This is a genomic window from Ancylobacter sp. TW_SC_1 (assembly GCF_056836805.1).
In genome coordinates this window covers 1,722,282-1,743,228 of the sequence record NZ_CM166365.1, presented here as the reverse complement: position 1 = coordinate 1,743,228, position 20,947 = coordinate 1,722,282, and the positions used below count along the sequence as shown (strand labels likewise).

Genomic DNA, 20,947 nt, shown 5'->3' with positions numbered 1-20,947 from the left:
CATTCCGCCGAACTCCACCGCCACCACTCCGTCACCGCGGCTGCTTCGGAAAGGGCCCACCGTGATTCAGCGACTTCTGGCGACCGTCCTTGTGCTTGGCGCCCTCACGGGCTCTGCGTTCGCCCATCCGCATGTGTGGGTCGAAGTTCATTCCGAGCTCGACTACGCCCCGGATGGCACGCTCTCGGGTGTACGTCACCACTGGAAGTTCGACGAGGCGTTCTCGACCTATGCGCTGCAGGGGCTGGAGACGACGCCCGACGGCAAGCCCAGCGACAAGACGCTGAAGGAGCTCGCACAGGTGAACATCGATTCCCTGCACGAGTTCGATTTCTTCACCTATGCCAAGCGCGGCAAGCAGGACATCACGTTCCTGCCGCCGAGGGACTATTCCCTTACCTATGACGACACGGCGCTGACGCTGCACTTCACCCTGCCCTTCGCCCAGCCGCCGGCGAAGAAGGGCGAGCTGGCGCTCGACGTCTATGACCCGACCTATTTCGTCGCCTTCCAGCTCGCCGACGACAATCCCGTGACGCTTGCCGGCAATGCGGCCGACTGCGCGCTGACCCTGCATCGGCCGGACCCGGCGGCGACCGGCAGCACGACGACGCTGTCGGAAGGCTTTTTCAATGCCCTCACCTCGGCGAGCCAGTTCGGCTCGCAATTCGCCAACCGCGTCACGGTGAAATGTTCGTGAGCCGCCGGCCGGTCGTCCTCGCGCTGGCTCTCCTCGCCGGCGTCCTGATGCTGCACCCCGCCCTCGCGCAGAGCCCGTTCGGCGTCGGCGCCCCAGCGCCGCCGGTGGAGGGGGGCGGCCTCGCCGGCTTCATCCTCGCCAAGCAGGCCGAGTTCTACCGACTGCTCACCGCGGCGGTGCGCGCCTCGAAGCAGGATGGCCACGCCGTCCTCCTGCTCGGCGGCATCTCCTTCGCCTATGGCGTATTCCACGCCGCCGGCCCGGGGCACGGCAAGGCGGTGATTTCCTCCTATCTGCTCGCCAATGAGGCGACGCTGAAGCGCGGCGTCGGCCTGGCCTTCGCCAGCGCCTTCGCGCAGGCGCTCACTGCCATCCTCGTCGCCGGCGTGTTCGCCGTGCTGATCGGCGCGACCGCGGCCTCGATGAGCCGGGCGGTCTATTTCATCGAACTTGCCGCCTATGGGCTGATCGTCGCCCTCGGCCTGCGCCTCGCCTGGGTGAAGGGCCGCGCGCTCCTCGCCGCCTGGCGCGGCGCGCCGGCGCATGCGCACGCCCCCGATTGCGGCTGCGATGACGACCACGCCCACATGCCCGCGCCCTCGGCGCTGCCCAGGGGCGGCGGCTGGCGCGAATGGTGGGGCGCGGTGATGTCGGTGGGGCTGCGCCCCTGCTCCGGTGCGATCCTCGTTCTGGTCTTCGCGCTGGCGCAGGGCATCTTCTGGGTCGGCGCCGCCTCCGCCCTGCTGATGGGTGTCGGCACGGCGATCACGGTGAGCGCCATCGCGGCGCTGGCGGTGTTCGCCAAGCATGCCGCTGTAAAGCTCGCCGCCAACCGGCCCGGCTCGGCAGGGGCGGTGGTGCTGCGCGGCATGGAATTCCTCGCCGCGCTGGCGCTGGTCGGCTTCGGGCTGGCGCTGTTCCTCGGCTTCGCCGTCAGCGAGCGGCTGACGCTCGGCTGAGCACGGAAGACAGCGTCATCCCGGACGGCCACAGGCCGGTCCGGGATCGCGTGACACGGGCGAGCGATCCCGGACCTGCGCTAGGCCGCGGCCGGGATGACCGAAAGCTCAGTCCTTCAGATAATCGTAGGCCACCTTGCCGAGGCCGAGCGTCAGGTCGGACTTGATGTGCGTGGCGGAGAGAACCTCCAGCACCGGCAGCTTGGCGACGTCGCAGATCGCGTGCGGGAACAGGCCGAGCGCGGCCGGCCCGGTCCACGCCTCCTTGATCGTCACTTCTTCCAGATAGTACTCGACCAGCTCGCACACGCGCGCCGTGCCATCGACATGCGGGATGATCTTGATCATCCAGTTCGGCGCCAGCATCGATTTGAGCACCGCATCCTTGTCGAGCGCCTGGTACTTGTAGCCCATGGTGCCGCAGGCGCAGAGCACGCTGCCATAGTTCAGCTTGGCCACGAGCGTGTCGCTCTCGACCTCGAAGCTCGGCTTGGCCAGCTTCTTGGGGAAGCCCCAGAGCTCGCGGCCGCCGGCGATCGGCGCCTCGTCATCGAGATACATGGAATGGACGAAACCGCCCTTCTTACCCTCGAACTCGACGGGAATGACCTGCCCGGTCTCGGTGTAGTCGCCGAAGCCGGTCGAGTCCGGCATGCGGATGAACTCGTATTTGACGATCGGCTCCGTCACCTTCAGCGGCTCGGGCACCACCTTCTCCAGCGCCGCCGGATCGGTACGGTAGGTGATGATGAAGTATTCGCGGTTGAAGAAGCGATACGGGCCCTTCGGATAGGACGGGCTGGTGAGCGGCATGGAATAGGCGGTGCGGCGAACGTCCTCGATCTTCATGGCAGGCTTATCTCCTGTGACGTGTCAGCGTATCCCATTTGCCGCACTGCGATAAAGGCCGGGCGGCGGGGGCCTGTCCCGCAGGAGAGGCAGGTCCCGCCGGGGGAGGCAGCCCCCCGCCGCCGCGACGATCAGAAGCGGTAGGTGAAACCGCCCTTGACCGCATTGGTGTCGACATCGCTGGCGAACTGCCCCTCATAGCCGATGTTCAGCAGCACGTTCTGGCCCACCGCGACGTCGATGCCGGCGCCCAGCACGAGGCTGTCCTCGGCGATCGGCGCCCCGGCCACGGTGAAGGCGCCGCCGGTCGAGGCGAAGGACATGCCGACCTCCGGCGAGAGATCGCCGAAGGCGTGCCGCCAGGCCAGCGTGGCGTGCGGCGTCAGCGTGCCCGCACCGGCCTCGAAGCGGGTCGCCAGGCGCAGGCCCAGCGTCGAATAGGGCACGTCGTAGGACAGGCCGGACGAGGCGAGCCCGGTGACCGGCGCACCGGTCTCGGTGAAGCCGTCGGTGTCGATCCAGCTCCACGCCATCTGCGCGAAGGGCTCGAAGGCGATGCCGGCCGCCTCGACCGCATAGGCCGCCTCGACGAAGACGTTGGCCGTCGAGCCGTCATAGGAGCCGAGCGGGTTCTCGACCAGGTCGAGCATGACCGCGGTGCGCTTGGTGTCGACGTCGCTCCAGCCATAGCTGACGCCGCCGCGCAGCCGGAAGGCATCGAGGCTCGCGCCGGCATAGGCGGCGATGAGCGCGGTGCTGGCGTCGGCGCTGCTCAGGCGGTCGTTGATGTCGGCGCTGGCCGAGGCGTAGCCGGCCGCGAGGCCGAAGGTCACGGCGCCCGAGGTGACGTCGCCACCGGCGAGGAAGCCGCCGAGCGAGCTGTCGACATCGGCGGCGTTGCCGTTGCCGTCCGCCGTGTTCCACTGGCCGAAGCCCTGCGCCCAGACCGCGTAGGCCGGGCCGGCCGGCTCGACCGGCGGCGCCTTCACCGGGAAGGGGCTCGCCGCTTCCGGCGCCTTGGCGGCATAGGCCGTCGCCGGCCCGCCCGAGGCGAGCGCGGCCATCGCCGGCGAGGTGCCGGCACCGGCCGCCGCAGCCTGCCGCAGGCGGCCGACCAGCGTGTCGGCGATCAGCGTCGACTGGTAGAACAGCGTGGTGCCGACCGAGGCGTGCACCTCGCCCGAGAGCAGGTCGAAGCCCGCCCGGATCGCCGCCTCCTCGCCCACCGTCGCGCCGAACACCGTGGCCTGGAGAAGACCGCCGGCGGCGTGGTCGATGGCCGTGCCGACCGACCGCTGGTTCGCCGTGCGGCCCAGGCTCGAGAAGGCGATGCCGTTGCGCTCCAGCGTCAGCGTGACCGAGGCGCCGTCGCGGCCGAGCGTCGGGTCGATGAACAGGAAGTCCGGCCCGACGAGCGTGTCGAACTGGCCGTCCGGCGTGGTCGTCGTGGTGGCCGAGACGATGGTGTAGACCGCGCCCACATCAAGCGGGCCGCCATCGGAGGCGAGCAGCACCGTGCCGCCATTGATGGCCGAGGTGCCGGCGATGATGCGGTCTCTGCTGGTCCGGTCGATCTCCACCTCGTAGAACGAGCCGGCCTCGAAGGTGGCGGTGCCGGACACGGTGAGGGTGCCGATGGAATTGCCGGGCGAGGCGGTGCCCCCCGCCGCGACGGTCAGCTCGCCTATCGTGGCGTTGCCGCCGAGCCGGGCGCCGTCCTCGATGGTGACCGCGGCCGACGGCATCGCGCCGTTGAGCACGAAGGCGCCGTCGATCACCACCGCGCCGTCGAAGCCGGAGGTGCCGGTGCCGGTGAAGCTCGACCCTTCGCCCACCCAGAGCGTGTTGAAGTCGCGGTATTGGGCGTCGTCGCCGAGCAGCGAGAGGTCGAAACTGCCCGTGCCGCCGAGCTCGAACGTGTTGTCGCCGTCATTGCCGATGACGAGCCCGACGACCTCGCTTCCCGCGCGGTAGATGAACAGGTCGTCGCCGCCGCCCATGTCGACGGCGATCTCGTTGTCGCTGCGGATCAGGCCGGCATTGTCGATCACGTCGTCCTGCGCGCCGATGAACGTCACCGCCGTGCCGTCCGAACGGATCGTGCCCTCGTTGATCAGCGTGGTCGCGAAGGGCGCGGCGCCCTGCGAGCTGTCGTCGATCAGGATGGCGCGGCCGACATCGTCGAGACCCTCATTGGCGTAATTGTCGAACGCCTCGATGATCGCGCCCTGGTGGTTGTAGATGGTGCCGCCGCCCGCCGCGATGCCGTCCGCGGTGTTCGGGTCGCCGTCATTGGTACCGGTGGCGCCGGTGCCCTGGATCAGGCCGTAATTGTGCAGCACCACCTGCCCGTCGACGTCGACGCCGTCGCCGTCGCCGTCCGGCACGCCGTCGGGATCGCCGTCGTCGTCGAGCAGCCCGGTGACGGCGCCGCGTATGGTGCCGTGGTTGATGACGGTGACGAGCGTGTCGCCCGAGCTGTCGACATTGATGCCCGAGCCGTTATTGCCGAGGATCAGGCCGCCGGCCTCGTTGGTCACGCTCACCGCGCCGTCGCCGGTGATGCCGTGCTTGGCGCCGAGGATCTGGCCGGTGCCCGTGTTCACCACCGTGCCGCCGGCATCTTGGAAATCGATGCCGTCGCCGTCGCTGGTGAGGTCGGTGGACTGGATCACCCCGTGATTGGTCACGCTGGCGCCCGCGCCGGGGCGGATGCCGTCGGCGCTCGTCGATTGCAGCGTGCCGTAGTTGAGGATGGTGATGGTGTTGGTCGGCGAGGTGAGGTCGGCGAAGTCGAGCGCCTGCCCCGCGCCGCCGTCGATCAGTCCGTGATTCTCGATCGTGATGACGGCGTTCGAGGTGTCGGAATCCGCCGCGAACTTGAAGCCGTCGTCGCCGCCGAGGATGCGCGCCCCCTCCTGGTTGACCAGGGTGAACGACTTCAGCGTGTCGATATTGTCCTTATTGTCGAATTTGAGCGCGCGATTGTCCTCGCTGAGGGTCTGGATCGTGCCCGAATTGATCAGCGTGATGGTGCCGGCGCCGAAGCGGATGGCGTCGTTCTCGTTCGCGGTGATCGTGCCGCTGTTCTCGATCAGCACCTGCGCGCTGTCGGCATTGGCCTTGTTCAGGTCGAGCACCTGCCCTTCCGCGGAGGTCATCGAACCGGTGTTCACGACGTGCAGATAACCGTCGGCGAACACATTGTTGAGGCGCAGCGTGTCGTCGTCCGAGGTCATCGCGCCATTATTGTGCAGCGTCAGCGTGCCGCTCACCGCGCCGTCGGTGTCGATGGCGCGGTCGGTGCTCGCAACGGTGCCGTCATTGACGATGCTGATGCCCGCGCCGGTGGCCGGTCCGTCCCAGACGATGGCGGTGTCGTCGACGTCGAGCAGGCCACCGCTCTCGATCAGGCCCGTATCGGCGCCCGACACGCTCTGCGTCTCGGTCTGCGTGGTGCCGGTCGGTACGGTGAAGGAGTCGGCGCGGGCACTGGCGAGGCCGGCGGGAAGCGGCGCGAACAGGAGGGCGCTGGCGGCCAGCAGCGCGGAGTAGCTGGCCGACGTAAACAGGCGGTTCATGATGAGACATCCCCGGACATCATTCTTGTGATGTCCGGGGCTAGCCAGGAGGGATGACAGGGGGGTGACAGCCCGGTGACACGGCGCCGGATCGCGGCGGACCACCGCCCTCCCCGCGCCATTGTGGCGCGAGTGTCACAGCTTCCCGTCCAAGTCCTTGAGCGGAAAGGCGCCGGCGTCAGAACGCCATCAGGCCCGCCGCCTCGCCCTCGGTGCCGATGGCCAGCATGCCGCCGTCGGCGCGCCACGCCATGGCGCTCACCGCATTGTCGTCGGGGGCGCGCAGCAGGATCTCGGCGCCGTCCGAGACGCGCACCATCAGCACCAGCCCGTCCTCATAGCCGCAGGCGATCACCTCGTCCCTGGGATGGGTCGCGACGGCCGAGACGCGCACGTCGCGCGGCGCCAGCATGCTGGGCTGCTTGCCCATCGGCCCTTCCTTGCTGGCGAAAGGCCAGAGGATCGCCTCAGCGGAACCGGAGGTGGCGAGGAACTTGCCGCCGGCGGTGAACTCCATCGACTTCACCCGCGAGGGGTAACCCGACATGCGCATGTGCCCGCCATCGGCGAGCCGCCAGCCATGCAGCGCCGGCTCCTGCATCGTCGTCACCACGAAGCGCATGTCCGGGCTCCAGATGACGCCGCGATGCGAGCCCTTCCATTCGAGCACTTCCGGCTTGGCCACCGCATTGGGAAACCACAGCGTCACGCCGCCATAATGGGCGATGGCGAGCCGCGTGCCCTTGGGGGCGAAGGCGAGGCCGCCAACGGTGGAGGGCAGGTCGAGCGACTTGCGCTCGCCCTTGACCGGCTGGAAATGCGCGGTCTTGCCGGTGGAATAGGCGACCGCGCCATCGGGACCGGCCGCCACCTGGTCGATCCAGCGGCCCTTCTGCTCGAACAGCGTCTCGACCGAACCATCGGCCTTCGTCGTCGCCACACGCCCGTCGTCGCCCCCGGTGATGATCCGCCGCGCGTCGCCGGCCACCGAAAGCACCGCCCCCTGATGCGCGCGCAGGCGGGTTTCTTCCGGCCCCACCAGCACCACCTCGCCCTCGCCGAGCACGAAGGCTGCCGTGTCGCCGAGAAAGCGCACGCCGGCGACGGCGCCGCCGAGATCGAGCCGGCGCAGCTTCGAGGTCAGGGAGGACGGGGAGGAAGACAGGGCGGCCATGGGCTTACCAGCTTTCTGAGGAACGGATGTCGGGTTAGCCCAATTCGCGCCCGCCGTCACGCCGCACGGTCATCGAGGAGAGGCTGCCCCCCGTCCGTCATCCCGGAACGGCCGTCAGGCCGTATCCGGGACCGTATGCCGAATGGAGAGCGATCCCGGCTCTACGCTGCGCTACGGCCGGGATGACGGCGGGTGCGTCCCGGGCGGCATCCCTCACGCCACGCAGGAGAGGAAGCCGGCCTCCAGCGCCTTGGCGTCGAGCTTGCGGCCGATGAAGACGATGCGGCTGGTCTTCGGCTCGTCCGCCCGCCAGGGGCGCTGGTGGTCGCCATCGAGGATCATGTGCACGCCCTGGAACACGAAGCGGTCCGGGTCGTCCTTGAAGGCGAGAATGCCCTTGGAGCGCAGGATGTTCGGGCCTTCCTTCTGGGTCAGCTCCTGGATCCACGGGAAGAACTTGTCGGGATCCAGCGGCTTGCCCGACGAGAAGGAAAAGGACTGCATGTCCTCGTCGTGGAAGTGCTTGTGGCCGCCTTCGAGGAAATCGGGGTCGATCGCCTGGATGCGGTCGAGGTCGAAGGCGCCCTGCCCGAGCACCTTGTCGATGGCGATGTTCGAGTTCTGCGTGCGGTGGACGCGGGCGAAGGGGTTGATGGCGCGGATGCGCATCTCGACGTCCTTCAGCTCGGTCTCCGAGACGAGGTCGGTCTTGTTGAGCAGGATCACGTCGGCGAAGGCGATCTGGTTCTTCGCCTCCGGCGCGTCCTTCAGCCGGTCCTTCAGCCATTTCGCATCGGCGACCGTGACCACGGCGTCGAGCGTCGTCTTGGCGCCGACGGTCTCGTCGACGAAGAAGGTCTGCGCCACCGGCGCGGGGTCGGCCAGGCCCGTGGTCTCGACGATGATGCCGTCGAAATCGCCCTTGCGCTTGAGCAGGCCGTCGATGATGCGGATGAGATCGCCGCGCACGGTGCAGCAGATGCAGCCATTGTTCATCTCGAACACTTCCTCGTCGGCACCGACGACGAGGTCATTGTCGATGCCGATCTCGCCGAACTCGTTGACGACGACGGCGAATTTCTTGCCGTGCGGCTCCGAGAGGATGCGGTTGAGCAGCGTCGTCTTGCCGGCGCCGAGATAGCCGGTCAGCACGGTGACGGGGATTTTGTTGGTCTCAGTGTCGGGCATCGCGCCACTCCAATCGTCTCTACTTTCCCTCTCCCCGTCGGGGAGAGGTGGCCCGCGAAGCGGGTCGGTGAGGGGAACTGCCGCGCCGGCGTCCCCCTCACCCCAACCCTCTCCCCCTCGGGGAGAGGGAGCAGCCCCATTCAGCTCGACAGTGCCGAGGAGAGCTCGCGGATGTTGTTGTTCATCATGTCGATGTAGGTGCTCGCCGGGCCTTTGTCATCGGAGAGAGCGTCGGAGAACAGCTCACCGCCGATCTTGGCGCCGGTCTCGCTGGCGATGCGCTTGACGAGGCGCGGGTCGGAGATGTTCTCGACGAACACCGCCGGGATCTTCTCGGCCTTGATCTGGCGGATGATCGTGGCGACATCCTTGGCGGAGGCCTCCGCCTCGGTGGACACTCCCTGCGGAGCGACGAACTCGATGCCGTAGGCGGCGCCGAAATAGCCGAAGGCGTCGTGCGAGGTGATGATACGGCGCTTGTCGGCGGGAATGGCCGCGACCGCCGCCTTCACCTCGGCATCGAGTGCCTGGAGCTTCGCGGTATAGGCGTTCGCATTCGCCTCATAGGTCGCCTTGCCGGCGGGATCGGCGGCGATCAGCGCGTCGCGGATATTGGCGACGTAGATCTCGGCGTTGGGAACCGACTGCCATGCATGCGGGTCGGTGCCGCCATGGTCGTGGCCGTGCTCCTGCGCATGCTCGTGGCCCTTGTCGTGATCATGCGCATCCGCGTGGCCGTGCTCTTCCTCGTCCTCGTCGGCCATCTCGCGCGGCGTGATGCCCTTGGTGGCGACGACGATCTCGGCCTTGGTGCCGGACGCCTTCACGAGGCGATCGATCCAGCCCTCGAAGCCGAGGCCGTTGACGAAGACCAGCTTCGCCGCCGCCACCTTCTTGGCGTCGCCGGGAGCCGGCTGGAAGACATGGGCATCGCCATTGGGGCCGACCAGGGTCGTCACCGCGACCCGGTCGCCGCCGACCTCGCTGACGAAATCGCCGAGGATCGAGAAGGAGGCAACGACGGGTATCTTCGGCGCGGCATCCTGCGCCATGGCGGGAGCCGCGAGGGGGATGGCGACACCGAGCGCAAGTGCGCCGGCAAGGTAGAGGCGGCGGGTGAGCATTTGAAAGGGCTCCTCAAGCTTCGAGATGGCGGTGCGGCAGGAAGCGGGGCAGCAGCCCCCCGACCGGCCCGAACAGCACCGACAGCGCATAGGCGCCGCCGGCGACAAGGATGATGGCCGGCCCGGAGGGCACGCCGGAATGGTAGGAGACCAGCAGGCCGAGGGCACCCGAGGCGCAGGCGACCAGCACCGACACGCCGACCAGCGCGGTCAGTTCGCGGGTCCAGAAGCGGGCGGCGGCGGCCGGCAGCATCATCAGCCCGACCGCCAGCAGCGTGCCGAGCGCATGGAAGCCGCCGACGAGGTTCATAACCACCAGCGCCAGGAAGACGAGATGCGAGGGCGCCCCCGCCCGGCTGACCGAGCGCAGGAAGCCGGGATCGACGCTCTCCAGCACCAGCGGGCGCCACAGCAGCGCCAGCACCACCAGCGTCAGGCTGGAGATCGAGACGATGAGCAGCAGCGTCGCGTCGTCGAGCGCCAGCACCGTGCCGAACAGCACGTGCAGCAGGTCGACATTCGAGCCGCGCAGCGACACCAGCAGCACGCCGAGCGCCAGCGAGATGAGGTAGAAGGCGGCCAGCGCCGCGTCTTCCTTCATCTGCGTCGCCCGCGCCACCGCGCCGGCACCGAGCGCCACCGCGAAGCCGGCGACAAGCCCGCCCACGGTCATGGCGAAGAGGTTGAGCCCGGCGGCGAGGAAGCCGACCGCCGCGCCCGGCAGCACGGCATGCGCCATGGCGTCGCCGGCGAGGCTCATGCGGCGCAGCATCATCAGCACGCCGATGGGGCCGGCGCCGATGCCCAGCGCCAGCACGCCGACCAGCGCGCGGCGCATGAAGTCGAATTCGGCGAAGGGGCCGATGAGGAGATCGTACATCACGCGGCCCTTCCCGGCGCATCCGCCGGCGCGCAGGCCGGGGCATCCTCGTCCCACGCCTCGCACATGCGGCGAGCCTCGGCGAGGTTGGAGGCGGTCAACACCTCGCGGGTGGCGCCCCAGGCCACCGCCTCGCGGGCCAGCAGCAACGTGCGCGGGAAATGGCTGCGGACGAGTTCGAGGTCGTGCAGCACGGCGAGGACAGTGCGGCCCTCGCGATTCCAGCGCTCCACCACCGCCACCAGATCGGCGACCGTGCCGGCGTCGAGCGCGGTGAAGGGCTCGTCGAGCAGGATCAGGCGGGCGTCCTGCAGCAGCAGGCGGGCGAACAGCGTGCGCTGCATCTGGCCACCCGACAGCGTGCCGATGGGCCGCGCCTCGAAGCCTTCCAGCCCGACGGCGGCGATGGCCGCCTCGATGCGCGTACGGTCGGCCCGGCTGATGCCGCCGAACAGCCCGGCCCGGCGCCACAGCCCCATGGAGACAAGGTCGTAGACATCGATGGGAAAGGAGCGGTCGACTTCCGCCGCCTGCGGCAGATAGGCGATCTCATGGGCGGGAACATGCCCCTCGATGCGGCCGTTCAACGGCGACAGCACGCCGGCGATGCCCTTGAGCAGGGTCGACTTGCCGGCGCCGTTCGGCCCGCAGATGGCGAGCAGGTCGCCCGCCGGCACGTCGCCGTCGAGATGGTGCACCGCCGGATGCCGGTCGTAGCCGAGCGTCAGGTCACGGAAGGAAAGCACGTTGCCCATCACGCGCCGACCCCGATCACCGCCAGCGCCGCCGCCCAGAGCAGCCCGGCCAGCGGCAGGGCGATGGCGAGGCGCTGCCAGGCCGACAGGCGCAGCAGCGAGAAGCCCGGTCGCGCCGCCGGATGGCGCGCGCCGGCGGGATGCGAGTGGTGGCGGTGCGCGTGGGCATGGCCCGCACCGTCCTGCGCCACATGGACATGGGCATGTCCGGCGTGGCCCGGCCCGTCCGGGGAATGAGCATGCCCGTGCCCCGCGGCGCCGGCTTCGGCGGCTCCATGCCCATGCGGAGGGGAACGATCATGGCCATGAACGTGAAGACGGGCGGGGGCGACGGACATGCTCAAACTCCAGAGTGGGAGATTGATACAGTATATCGGCAACGCCCGTCCAGCCGAAAAGATACACTGTATCGACGGGAGGCTTGCGCGGCGTCAACGACGCCGCGCGCCGTCGCACGGAATGCTCGCCCCGCCGAATTGATGGGACGCCCCGTCTCGACGGCGCGCCCGCATCGACTTATGAGAGGGCGCCTTTTGCCCCGCCGGCGCTGCCGGCCTGTTCGATCTGGAGCCCGTCCATGGACATTTCACGCATTTCGGCCGGACCCAATCCGCCTGACGAAATCCACGCCGTCATCGAGATCCCGGCCGGCGGCGCGCCGGTGAAGTACGAGCTCGACAAGGAATCGGGCGCGCTGTTCGTCGACCGCTTCCTGCACACGCCGATGTTCTACCCGGGCAATTACGGCTTCATCCCGCAGTCGCTCGGCGACGACGGCGACCCGCTCGACGTCATCGTCATCTCGCCGATCGCGCTGCTGGCGGGCTCCGTCATCGCCGCCCGCCCGATCGGCGTGCTGATGATGACCGACGAGAAGGGCGGCGACGAGAAGATCCTCGCCGTGCCGGCGGACTCGGTCTACCCCTACCACTCCAAGGTGACGAGCTATGCCGACCTGCCGCCGCTGGTCGTCGAGCAGGTGGCGCATTTCTTCACCCACTACAAGGATCTGGAGAAGGGCAAGAAGGTCTCCGTGGCCGACTGGGAAGGCCCGGAGCGCGCCCGCGAGATCATCGTCAAGGCGATTCAGGCTGCCAAGAAGTGAGCCGATCCGACTGAGCCGATCCATCGGCGGATGAAGAGGCCCGGGCCACGCCCGGGCCTCTTTGCGTTTCGGCGCTTTGCTCAGCCCTCGAAGCCCATCTCGGCCAGCGCCCGCTGCAGCGCCGCGCCGAGCACCACGCCCTCGCGCACGGAGCGCGCGCGGTTGACCAGCCGCCGCGTGCCCGGAAGCCGCGCGCCCGGTTCGCTCTCGATGGTGAGCGCCAGCCGCTCCAGATGGTCGAGATAGGCGTCGCCCGCCACCGCGCCGGGGTTTATGGCGATGACCACATGGCCGACCGAGGCCGGCGGCCCCTTGCCGTCGAAGAAGCTCGGCGCGTCGAAGGAGAAGGTCGAGGCGGTCAGCGCGGCGGCCATCACCTCGATGATGAAGGCGAGCGCCGTGCCCTTCGCCTCGCCCATCGGCACCATCGTGCCGGCAAGCCCCGCCTTGGCGTCGGTGGTCGGGTTGCCTTCCGTGTCGAACGCCCAGCCCTCGGGAATGCTGGCCTCGCCCCGCTGCACGGCGGCGAGCAGGTTGCCGCGCGCCACCCGCGCGACGGAGAGGTCCACCACCGCCGGCGGCCGCCCCTTCAGCGGCGTGGCGAAGGCGATCGGATTGGTGCCGAACACCGGCTTGCGTCCACCCCAGGGAGCGATGGAGGCCGAGGCGTTGGAAAAGGCGAGGCCGACCAGTCCCTCGGCGGCCAACGTCTCGACCGGCTGGCCGGCAACACCGAAATGACTGGAACGACGGATCGCCATCAGCCCGATGCCGCTCTCGCGGGCAACCGCGGCGATCTCCGGCAGGCCCAGTTCGATGGCGGGATAGGCGAAACCGTTGCCGGCATCGACCGCCAGCACCGAGGGCGCCACGCGGCGCAGCGTCGGCACGGCATGGCCGTCGATCTTGCCGGCCGCCGCCATGGCGGCGTAGCTCGGCAGGCGGGTGAGCCCGTGCGTGCCGAGCCCGTCCGCCTCGGCGCGGATCAACGCCTCGGCGGTGATGCGGGCATTGGACGGCGCGGTGCCGAAACGCTCCAGCACGCGGGCGGCATAGGCCCGCGCCTCGTCGAGGTCGAGACGGCGGGCGTGGAACCCCGCCCGGGCAGGCGATCCTTCCATCACATTGCCGCCCCGCCGAGCGGCCCCGCCGGCAACCGGGCGAGATCGAAGCGGTGGACGTCGGCAAGCAGTTCGACGAAGGCGCGCGCGCCGTAGAGCGCGCAGGTCTCGCCCTTCTCGAGGCTCGCCTCGGTGGCGTCGCCCATCGCCCCGGCGGGCTGGATATCCTGCGCCATCCAGCCGAAGCCGGCCGGCGTGCCGGCGCGCAGGAAGGCGAATTCCTGCTCCATGGCAAGCGTCACGGGCGGGAAGTCGCGCACTTCCTCGCTCCGTACCGTGTCCGGGCGGAAAGCCATCATCAGCGAGGTCTCGACCCCGCCGGCATGGATGCCGTGCTGGCGCTCCTGTGCCGAGAACAACCCCTCGGGATAACCGAAACGATGCCAGGAGACGGTGACCGCCAGCATGCCGAGCCGGGCGCGCAGATCGCGCGACACGATGTCGAGGATCGGCACGTTGCCGCCATGCGAATTGACGATGACCAGCTTGCGCACCCCGGCGCGGCGCACGCTCTCGCCGATCTCGGTCCAGGCGCGGATCACCGTCTCGGCCGACAGGGTGAGCGTGCCGGGAAAGTGGACGTGCTCATTGGACTTGCCGACCGCCTGCAGCGGCAGGAACACGGCCGGAATGTCGTCCGGCAGCAGCCGCGCCACCTCCTTGAGATAACCCTCGCCGATATAGGCGTCGACGCCGACCGGCAGATGCGGCCCGTGCTGTTCCACCGCCGCCACCGGCAGCACGGCGATCCAGTTTTCGGTATCGCCGGCGGCGAAGTCGGTCCAGGCGAGTTCGGTCCAGAAGCGTTTGGGGGGCATGGCAGCGGTCCGGGCGAAGAGGGTCGCGGGGTTTTAGTCTCAATCCGCCCGTGCGGCCAGCGCCTCGATCTCGACCTTGAACTCGGGCCGGGTGAAGCCGGAGACGATCATCAGCGTCGAGGCCGGCGGCGGATCGGCGACGAAGCGGTCGCGCGCCGCCATGTAGCCGGCCATGTGGGCACGATCGGTGACATAGGCGTTGAGCCGGACGATGTCGGCCGGCTCCATGCCGGCCTCGGCGAGGCACGCCGCGATGGCACGAAAACACAGCTCGGCCTGTGCCTCGACGTCCTCGGGGATGGCGTCCTGCGCCGAGATGCCGAGCTGCCCGGAGGTGAGAAGCAGCCGTGCGCCCGCCGTTACCTCGACGGCATGGCTGTAGCGGGCGAAGGGGCGGCGGATGTCGGGCGGAACCAGATGGCGCAGCATGTCGGTACACTCGGCAGGGATATCCAGCGGCGAAATCGGGCGGCGCGCGGCGAGACGGAGGGGATGCGCGCAGCGCGACGCGAATGCACAGACTTGTCACCGCAGTGTATGTGCATCGCGATTAAGCTCGCCTATCATGACGGCATATGATCCGTCACGCACCGCCCCTTCATACCCGGATGGAGACATCGATGCGCCTGCGTTTGCCACGCTTGCGGTCCTTCTTCCCCCTCGCGGTGCTGACCGCGATCGCCCTCGCCACCCTCGTGCCGGGCACCCCGGCCGCGGCCGCCGACAAGGTCACCTTCGGCACCAACTGGGTGGCCCAGGCCGAGCATGGTGGCTTCTACCAGGCGGTGGCCGACGGCACCTACGAGAAATACGGGCTGAACGTCACCATCCTGCCCGGCGGTCCGCAGGCCAACAACCGGTTGCTGCTGCCGGTCGGCAAGATCGATTTCTACATGGGCGCCAACATGCTGCAGGCGATCTCTTCGGTGGTCGAGGACATCCCCACGGTGGTCGTCGCGGCGATGTTCCAGAAGGATCCGCAGGTCCTGATCGCCCATCCGGACGTCGAGACCTTCGAGCAGCTCAAGACGAAAACGCTGTTCATCTCCAAGGAGGGGCTGGCGAGCTACTACCAGTGGCTGGTCGCCGATTACGGCTTCAGCGAGAACCAGGTGAAGCCCTACACCTTCAACGCCGCGCCGTTCCTCGTCGACAAGAACAGCGCCATGCAGGGCTACGTCACCTCCGAGCCCTATGCGGTGGAGCAGCAGGGCGGCTTCAAGCCCAAGCTGTTCCTGCTCGCCGATTATGGCTTCGACACCTACGCCACCACCATCGAGACCCGCAGCGAGCTGGTGAAGCAGCACCCCGATCTGGTGCAGCGCTTCGTCGATGCCTCGATCATCGGCTGGTACAATTATCTCTACGGCGACAACACCAAGGCCAACGCGCTGATCAAGCAGGACAATCCTGAGATGACCGACGCGATGATCGCCTTCTCCATCGCCAAGCTGAAGGAATATGGCATCGTCGATTCCGGCGACACCACGTCGCTCGGCATCGGCGCCATGACCGACGCACGGATGAAGAGCTTCTATGACAAGATGGTGCAGGCCAAGGTGCTGAAGCCCGGCATCGACTTCGGCAAATCCTACACCATCCAGTTCGTGAACAAGGGCGTCGGCAAGGAACTGGCGCCGAAATGACGGAACGTCCATGACGCTGCGCGCCATGATACCGCACGCCATGATACCGCACGCCGTGATGCCGCATGCCCTGATGCGCGCCCTGGCGGCCCCGGGTTCCCGGGCGTGCCCCGCATGAACCAAGCCGCCCCGGAAGCCGATGCCGGCGAGGCGCTGCTACGCCTGAACGGCGTCGGCAAGCGTTTCGCCAACACCGTGACGGCGCTCGACGGCCTCGACATGGAGGTCCGGCAGGGCGAGTTCCTCTCGCTGCTCGGCCCCTCCGGCTGCGGCAAGTCGACGGCGCTGCGGCTGATCGCCGGCCTCACCGAGCCGAGCGCCGGGCGCATCGACTGGAGCCGTGGCGAGGCCGCGCGCCGCTCCAACGACCCGCCGTCGATCGGCTTCGTGTTCCAGGAGCCGACGCTGATGCCGTGGGCGAGCGTGTTCGGCAATGTGCACCTGCCGCTCAGGCTCGCCGGCGTCGGGCGCCGCGCGGCCGAGCCCGCCATCGCCGAGGCGCTGGAGATGGTCGGGCTTTCGTCCTTCCGCGACGCCTATCCGCGCGAATTGTCCGGCGGCATGAAGATGCGCGTCTCCATCGCCCGCGCCCTCGTCACCAAGCCGCGCCTGCTCCTGATGGACGAGCCCTTCGCCGCGCTGGACGAGATCACCCGTTTCAAGCTGAACAACGATCTGCTCGAGGTCTGGCGGCGTCTGGGCTGCACCATCGTCTTCGTCACCCATTCGGTGTTCGAATCGGTCTATCTCTCCTCGCGCATCCTGGTGTTCCGCGCCCGGCCGGGCCGCGTCTCGGCCGAGCTCCATATCGACCCGAACCAGCCGCGCGACGAGGCGTTCCGCACCTCGCCGGAATATGCCGGCCTGTGCCGGGAAACCTCGCTCGCCCTCGCCCGGGCGATGGAAGCCAACTGAGACTGGAGGCGCGCATGGCCCGCTCGCCCTTCCGCTGGCTCCTGCCGATCGGCGTGCTCGCCGCGCTCGTTTTCGCCTGGGCCATGGTGGTGAAGGTGAACAACCTGCCGCCCTATGTGCTGCCGGCCCCCGGTCTGGTGCTGGAGACCCTGATCAACGACCGCGTCGTGCTGCTGCGCTCCATGCTGGTGACGCTGGAGACGACGGCGCTGGCGCTGCTCATCGCGGTGGTCGGCGGCGTCGGGCTGGCGCTCATCTTCGCCAGCGCACGCATCGTCGAGTTCTCGCTGTTCCCGATCGCCGTCATCCTGCAGGTGACGCCGGTGATCGCGGTGGCGCCGCTGATGCTGATCTACATGTCGACCGACGCCGCCGTGCTGGTCTGCGCCTGGATCGTCGCCTTCTTCCCGGTGCTGTCCAACACCACGCTGGGGCTCAACTCGGTCGATCCGAACCTGCGCGACCTGTTCCGCCTCGCCGGCGCCTCGCGCTGGCAGACGCTGATGCAGCTCAAGCTGCCGACCGCCCTGCCGTATTTTCTCGGCGGCTTGCGCATCGCCGGCGGGCTGGCGCTGATCGGGGCGGTGGTCGGCGAGATCGCCGCCGGCTCGGCCGGGCAGGGCTCGGGCCTCGCCTTCCGCATCATCGAATCCGCCTACCGGCTCAACATTCCGCGCCTCTTCGCCGCGCTGCTGCTGATCTCGCTCGCCGGCATCCTGATCTATGCGGTGCTGAGCCTGCTCTCATGGCTCGTGCTGCGCCGCTGGCACGAGAGTGAAATCGGCGGCCCTGCATGAGGACGCCCGACCTTGCCGCCCCGCCCGCCGCCTATGTGCTCGGCGATGCGCGCGCGCCGGCCTGCCTGATGCCGGCGGCGCCCCCCGGCCCGGTCGATGCCGAGGGGCTGATCGCGCTCGACCTCGCGATCGAGGACGGCCGCCTCGCGCGCCTCGCCCCTGCCGGCGCGCTGGCCTCGAACGGACCCCGCCTCGATCTGGCCGGCCGGCTGGTCCTGCCCGGCCTCGTCGACATCCACACCCATCTCGACAAGGGCTTCATCTGGAAGCGCGCGCCGAACCCGGACGGCACGTTCGAGAGCGCCATCGCCGCCGTCGCCGCCGATCGCGCCGCGAACTGGGACGAGGCGGACGTCCGCCGCCGCTTCGATTTCGCGCTGCGCTGCGCCTTCGCGCACGGCACCGTCGCGATCCGCACCCACATCGATTCCGACGGCCCGCGCGCGGCAGCCGCGTGGAAGGTCTTCGCCGAGATGCGCGAGGCATGGCGCGGGCGCATCGAGTTGCAGGCGGTCGGCCTGATGGCGATCGACAGCGTCCTCGACGCGGCTCCTTTTGCTGCCCTCCTCGAGCTGATCCGCGAGCATGACGGGCTGCTCGGCACCTACACCTATGTGACGCCCGCACTCGATGCCGGGCTGGAACGGCTGTTCGACGCCGCCGAGCGCCACGGCCTCGCCCTCGACCTGCATATCGACGAACGCGACAGCGAGGCGCGCGCGCTGCACGACATCGCCCGGATCGCGCTGCGCCGCCGCTTCCAGGGCCCCCTCCTCGCCGGCCATTGCTGCGCGCTGGCGCTCAAGGACCACAGCGAGATCGACCGCACCCTCGACCTCGTGGCGCAGGCCGGAATCGCCGCCGTCTCGCTCCCCCTGTGCAACCTCTATCTGCAGGACCGCATCCCCGCCCGTACCCCGCGCTGGCGCGGCGTCACGCTGCTGCACGAGATGAAGGCGCGCGGCATTCCCGTCATGATCGCCAGCGACAATACCCGCGACCCCTTCTACGCCTATGGCGACCTCGATCTCGTCGAGGTCTACCGGGAAGCGAGTCGCATCGCCCATCTCGACCATCCGCATGGCGACTGGCCGGCCCTGATCGCCCGCACGCCCGCCGTTCATATGGGCGTCGCCGCCGGCCTGCTCGCGCCGGGCCGCCCGGCCGACCTGTCGATCTTCCAGGCCCGCAGCCTCAACGAGTGGCTCGCGCGGCCGCAGACCGACCGCCGCGTGCTGCGCGCCGGCCGCGCCATCGACGCGACGCCGCCCGACTATGCCGAACTCGACGAGCTGATGGAGCGCCCGCGTGACCCTTGACCTCGCCGCCCTCAAGGCCCGGCTCGGCGGCATCCGCACCGAGGACAACCCCGCTCTGGTGCGCCAGAAAAGCCGGGATTTCTACTGGTACTCGCCGACCCTCAAGCGCCAGCTCGACGCGGTGAACGGCGACATCGTCGCCTTCCCGACCAGCGAGGAGGAGGTGCTGCGCGTCCTCGCCGCCTGCTTCGCGCTCGCCATTCCCGTCACCCCGCGCGGCGCCGGCACCGGCAATTACGGCCAGGCCATGCCGCTGGCGGGCGGGCTGGTGCTCGACCTGTCCGGCCTCGACAGGGTGCTGGAGATCGCCCCCGGCCGGGTGCGCGCGCAGGCCGGCGCCATCATCGCCGATATCGACGCCGCCTGCGCGGCGAGCGGGCAGGAACTGCGCCTGCACCCCTCCACCTACCGCACGGCGTCCATCGGCGGCTTCATCGCCGGCGGTTCGGGCGGGGTCGGCTCGATCAGCTGGGGCGGCCTGCGCGATCTCGGCAACATCATCTCGCTGCGCATCGCCACCATGGAGGCCGAGCCGCGCCTCCTCGACCTCTCCGGCGAGGAAGTGCAGAAGATCGCGCACGCCTATGGCACCAACGGCATCATCCTCGAGGTCGAGATGCCGCTCGCCCCGGCCTATGGCTGGATCGAGGCCATCGTCGGCTTTGACGACTTCGCCGAGGCTGCCGCCTATGCCAATGCGCTGGGCGAGCAGGACGCCATCCTCAAGAAGCTGCTCTCGGTCATCGCCGCGCCGGTCCCGCAGGACTATTTTCTGCGTCACCGCAAATACCTGCCCGACGGGATGCACGTCGTGTTGGCGATGGTGGCGCCGATCGCGCGCGCGGCCTTCGAGAGCTTCACCGCGCGCCGGGGCGGCAGAATGCTGTTCCGCTCAGACCTCCTCTCCACCGAGGAAGCCCGAGGCCTGCCACCGCTCTATGAGCTTGCCTGGAACCACACGACGCTGCGGGCGCTGCGCGTCGACCCGGCGATCACCTATCTGCAGACGCTCTATCCCTTCCCCGACCAGCTCGCGCTGGTCGTACAGGTCCATGCGATACTGCGCGAGGAGGTGCCTGCGCACCTCGAATTCGTCCGCTTCGACGGCAAGGTCACCTGCTTCGGCCTGCCTCTGGTGCGCTTCACGAGCGAGGACCGGCTGGCCGAGATCGTCGCCCTGCACGAAGGGCTCGGCATCCCGGTGTTCAACCCCCACCGCTACACGCTGGAGGAAGGCGGCATGAAGCAGACGGACGCGGCGCAGCTCGCCTTCAAGCGCGAGGCCGATCCCGAGGGGCTGCTCAACCCCGGCAAGATGATCGCCTGGGACCGTCCCGACTTCGATTTCGGCGGCAACCGCACCTATCTCTTCCCCGGCCTCGAACGCCATGCGGCGCGGAGCGAGGCGTGATGCGCGCGCTCGTCGTCTACTGCCATCCGGTAGAGGAGAGCTTCAACGCCGCGGTGCGCGACGCCGTGCTGCGCGGGCTGAAGGCCGCCGGCCACGAGGTCGACCTGATGGACCTCTATGCCGAGGGCTTCGATCCCGTCATGTGCCGCGAGGAGCGGCTCGGCTATCACCAGCCCGGCACCAATGTGCGGCCCATCGCCGACCCTCTCGAGCGGGTGAAAAAGGCCGAGGCGCTGGTCTTCGTCGCCCCGACCTGGTGGTACGGCCCTCCCGCTATGCTGAAAGGCTGGCTCGACCGGGTGCTGGTGCCGCACGAGACCTTCGGCATGCCGCAACCCAACCGGCCGCTCGAACGCCGGCTCACCAACATCCGCATCGTCGCCGCCGTCACCACCCTCGGCTCGCCCTGGTACTGGTGGCTGTGGATCGGCCAGCCGGGGCGGCGCATCCTGCTCGACGGCATTGGCGGGATCGCGCATCCGCGCGCGCGCAGATTGTGGTTTGCCCTTCACGGCATGGATTCGGTGAGTGCGGAAAAGCGTGCCGCCTTCCTCGCCCGGGTCGAGGCGCGCTTCGCCGAACTGTAGAAAGCAGCTGCAATTTAC

At 69.0% G+C, this 20,947-nt stretch carries 20 protein-coding genes; 9 read left to right on the top strand and 11 right to left on the bottom strand.

The genetic code is table 11. From position 1 onward, the window contains the following. Positions 1-61: 61 nt before the first annotated feature. Both AC1PZ7_RS08020 and AC1PZ7_RS08015 read left to right on the top strand, forming a co-directional pair. Positions 62-700 carry a DUF1007 family protein gene (locus AC1PZ7_RS08020; protein WP_482358947.1) on the top strand — a complete coding sequence of 213 codons (639 nt, stop codon included), beginning with the start codon at positions 62-64 and terminating at the stop codon, positions 698-700. After that, positions 691-1,659 carry a nickel/cobalt transporter gene (locus AC1PZ7_RS08015; protein ID WP_482358946.1) on the top strand — a complete coding sequence of 323 codons (969 nt, stop codon included), beginning with the start codon at positions 691-693 and terminating at the stop codon, positions 1,657-1,659. Before AC1PZ7_RS08020 ends, AC1PZ7_RS08015 begins: the two co-directional genes overlap by 10 nt. A gap of 108 nt (positions 1,660-1,767) precedes the next feature. On the opposite strand, the gene AC1PZ7_RS08010 is transcribed toward AC1PZ7_RS08015, so the two are convergent. The 8 genes from AC1PZ7_RS08010 to AC1PZ7_RS07975 all read right to left on the bottom strand — a co-directional run bounded on the left by AC1PZ7_RS08010 (position 1,768) and on the right by AC1PZ7_RS07975 (position 11,548). After that, on the bottom strand, positions 1,768-2,508 hold the full coding sequence (locus AC1PZ7_RS08010) for an acetoacetate decarboxylase (RefSeq protein ID WP_482358945.1): 741 nt from the start codon (positions 2,506-2,508) through the stop codon (positions 1,768-1,770). Between the two features lie 131 nt (positions 2,509-2,639). Beyond that, positions 2,640-6,089: an autotransporter outer membrane beta-barrel domain-containing protein gene (locus tag AC1PZ7_RS08005; protein ID WP_482358944.1), complete on the bottom strand. Its 3,450-nt coding sequence runs from the start codon at positions 6,087-6,089 to the stop codon at positions 2,640-2,642. Between the two features lie 178 nt (positions 6,090-6,267). After that, positions 6,268-7,263 carry a WD40 repeat domain-containing protein gene (locus AC1PZ7_RS08000; protein WP_482358943.1) on the bottom strand — a complete coding sequence of 332 codons (996 nt, stop codon included), beginning with the start codon at positions 7,261-7,263 and terminating at the stop codon, positions 6,268-6,270. Between the two features lie 213 nt (positions 7,264-7,476). Then, on the bottom strand, positions 7,477-8,451 hold the full coding sequence (locus tag AC1PZ7_RS07995) for a CobW family GTP-binding protein (protein ID WP_482358942.1): 975 nt from the start codon (positions 8,449-8,451) through the stop codon (positions 7,477-7,479). Positions 8,452-8,591: 140 nt separating this feature from the next. After that, positions 8,592-9,575, bottom strand: a complete 984-nt coding sequence (locus tag AC1PZ7_RS07990) for a metal ABC transporter substrate-binding protein (RefSeq protein WP_482358941.1) — start codon at positions 9,573-9,575, stop codon at positions 8,592-8,594. Positions 9,576-9,588: 13 nt separating this feature from the next. Next, positions 9,589-10,455, bottom strand: coding sequence for a metal ABC transporter permease (locus AC1PZ7_RS07985; RefSeq protein ID WP_482359597.1), 867 nt, complete (start codon positions 10,453-10,455; stop codon positions 9,589-9,591). Next, positions 10,455-11,210, bottom strand: coding sequence for a zinc ABC transporter ATP-binding protein AztA (gene aztA, locus AC1PZ7_RS07980; protein WP_482358940.1), 756 nt, complete (start codon positions 11,208-11,210; stop codon positions 10,455-10,457). The genes AC1PZ7_RS07985 and aztA overlap by 1 nt, the downstream gene beginning before the upstream one ends. After that, complete coding sequence (locus AC1PZ7_RS07975) at positions 11,210-11,548, bottom strand: hypothetical protein (RefSeq protein ID WP_482358939.1); 339 nt, start codon at positions 11,546-11,548, stop codon at positions 11,210-11,212. Before AC1PZ7_RS07975 ends, aztA begins: the two co-directional genes overlap by 1 nt. 239 nt (positions 11,549-11,787) lie before the next feature. Here AC1PZ7_RS07975 and ppa point away from each other — a divergent pair, with 239 nt between their 5' ends. Then, positions 11,788-12,315 carry an inorganic diphosphatase gene (ppa, locus tag AC1PZ7_RS07970; protein WP_482358938.1) on the top strand — a complete coding sequence of 176 codons (528 nt, stop codon included), beginning with the start codon at positions 11,788-11,790 and terminating at the stop codon, positions 12,313-12,315. 80 nt (positions 12,316-12,395) lie between these two features. Here ppa and AC1PZ7_RS07965 read toward each other — a convergent pair whose 3' ends face one another. The 3 genes from AC1PZ7_RS07965 to AC1PZ7_RS07955 are packed head-to-tail and all read right to left on the bottom strand — an operon-like array spanning position 12,396 to position 14,683. Then, on the bottom strand, positions 12,396-13,436 hold the full coding sequence (locus AC1PZ7_RS07965) for an Ldh family oxidoreductase (protein ID WP_482358937.1): 1,041 nt from the start codon (positions 13,434-13,436) through the stop codon (positions 12,396-12,398). After that, positions 13,436-14,254, bottom strand: coding sequence for a creatininase family protein (locus AC1PZ7_RS07960; RefSeq protein WP_482358936.1), 819 nt, complete (start codon positions 14,252-14,254; stop codon positions 13,436-13,438). Before AC1PZ7_RS07960 ends, AC1PZ7_RS07965 begins: the two co-directional genes overlap by 1 nt. 39 nt (positions 14,255-14,293) lie before the next feature. Continuing rightward, a complete protein-coding gene (locus AC1PZ7_RS07955) occupies positions 14,294-14,683 on the bottom strand; it encodes a RidA family protein (protein WP_482358935.1) in 390 nt (129 codons plus the stop codon). Between the two features lie 191 nt (positions 14,684-14,874). On the opposite strand from AC1PZ7_RS07955, the gene AC1PZ7_RS07950 reads away from it, so the two are divergent. From AC1PZ7_RS07950 to AC1PZ7_RS07925, 6 genes are all read left to right on the top strand, one after another. Further along, positions 14,875-15,900, top strand: a complete 1,026-nt coding sequence (locus AC1PZ7_RS07950) for an ABC transporter substrate-binding protein (protein ID WP_482358934.1) — start codon at positions 14,875-14,877, stop codon at positions 15,898-15,900. 114 nt (positions 15,901-16,014) lie between these two features. Beyond that, the gene (locus AC1PZ7_RS07945) at positions 16,015-16,815 is read left to right on the top strand and encodes an ABC transporter ATP-binding protein (protein ID WP_482358933.1); all 801 of its coding nucleotides are present in this window, start codon (positions 16,015-16,017) and stop codon (positions 16,813-16,815) included. Between the two features lie 14 nt (positions 16,816-16,829). Beyond that, positions 16,830-17,612: an ABC transporter permease gene (locus tag AC1PZ7_RS07940; protein WP_482358932.1), complete on the top strand. Its 783-nt coding sequence runs from the start codon at positions 16,830-16,832 to the stop codon at positions 17,610-17,612. Next, positions 17,609-18,931 carry a cytosine deaminase gene (locus AC1PZ7_RS07935; protein WP_482358931.1) on the top strand — a complete coding sequence of 441 codons (1,323 nt, stop codon included), beginning with the start codon at positions 17,609-17,611 and terminating at the stop codon, positions 18,929-18,931. The genes AC1PZ7_RS07940 and AC1PZ7_RS07935 overlap by 4 nt, the downstream gene beginning before the upstream one ends. Continuing rightward, entirely contained in the window at positions 18,921-20,342 is a 1,422-nt protein-coding gene (locus tag AC1PZ7_RS07930) for an FAD-binding oxidoreductase (protein ID WP_482358930.1), read from the top strand. Before AC1PZ7_RS07935 ends, AC1PZ7_RS07930 begins: the two co-directional genes overlap by 11 nt. Next, positions 20,342-20,929 (top strand): NAD(P)H-dependent oxidoreductase, encoded by a 588-nt coding sequence (locus tag AC1PZ7_RS07925; protein ID WP_482358929.1) that lies wholly within the window; start codon positions 20,342-20,344, stop codon positions 20,927-20,929. The genes AC1PZ7_RS07930 and AC1PZ7_RS07925 overlap by 1 nt, the downstream gene beginning before the upstream one ends. The last annotated feature ends 18 nt before the right edge of the window (positions 20,930-20,947 follow it).